The sequence below is a fragment of the Streptococcus sp. HMSC063B03 genome (genome assembly GCF_001836965.1).
Classification (GTDB): domain Bacteria; phylum Bacillota; class Bacilli; order Lactobacillales; family Streptococcaceae; genus Streptococcus; species Streptococcus pneumoniae_F.
The window spans coordinates 1-899 of sequence record NZ_KV831035.1; the positions used below are offsets into that span (position 1 = coordinate 1).

The following is an 899-nucleotide window of genomic DNA, read 5'->3' on the forward strand; positions in this document are numbered from 1 at the left end:
CTGACTCTGAGCAGTTGCGACCATCTTCATATAGACCTCTTGGGCTTTTTGAAGCTCCGCAATATCTACATAGAATCCCATTAGCCTTCCTCCGTGTTTACATACGGCTCATAATACCGAACAAAATCCTCACTGCGCATAAAAGCAGTCGATACTTGTTGCTGGGAGAGCTCGATAAAATTCAAATCAAATTTCACTGAGTTGCTTTTCTAAATTTATTATTATGGTTTGTCCCAAAGAGGTGAGGAATACATATAGCTTCCTCTGTTAGATATGTCCCTTCGACCCTCACGTACTATAAAGTCCAATACATTAAAGAATTTTTTTTCAGCCTCAGAAAAATTATCAAATTCAAATGTTCTTCCAATTACATAAGCCCTCTCATCTCTGCTATTCACCATGAATAAATTATCTTTGTAAAATATATGTACAGCAAATGGTGTTCTATTTGTTTCATCGAAAAGAACATACCGTAAAGATATATAATTTTTTTCTTTTATAATACATTCTATTTCTTGTTTGAATTTTTCAATTTGTTCCGAATTCATTTTATCACCTCTTTTAATAAACCTAAATCTTCATAATACTTCAAAGAATTCCCTAGTTGTATCTGAGTTTCTCCACCTGCTCCAAAGACTTTTGTAATTTCTCATTTTGCAGGAGTAGCTAAATCTGCAAACGAGATCCCTCGTTTTTGCATTATAATAGAAAGTTTTTCTTGATCCACATCAGACATAGAAAGAAAACCTTCTTCAAGATTTTTAAGATTTATATCTTTAACTACTTCATATTGATGATAATCTTGATATCCCTCTGGATAAGGTAACCCGCGTTTATTAAAAGCTATAATTTTTCCATCTTCAACGTTAATTTACTGTTTACCATATCAAATCCATATT

General features: G+C 32.7%; 1 protein-coding gene. It reads right to left on the reverse strand.

All coding sequences use genetic code 11. The features are described from left to right. Positions 1–221: 221 nt before the first annotated feature. Positions 222–548, reverse strand: coding sequence for an Imm59 family immunity protein (locus HMPREF2628_RS04750; protein ID WP_070842483.1), 327 nt, complete (start codon positions 546–548; stop codon positions 222–224). Positions 549–899: the final 351 nt, after the last annotated feature.

Excerpts from the sequence above, each read along its gene's own strand:
- HMPREF2628_RS04750 (WP_070842483.1), bottom strand. The coding sequence starts at position 548 with ATGAATTCGGAACAAATTGAAAAATTCAAACAAGAAATAGAATGTATT.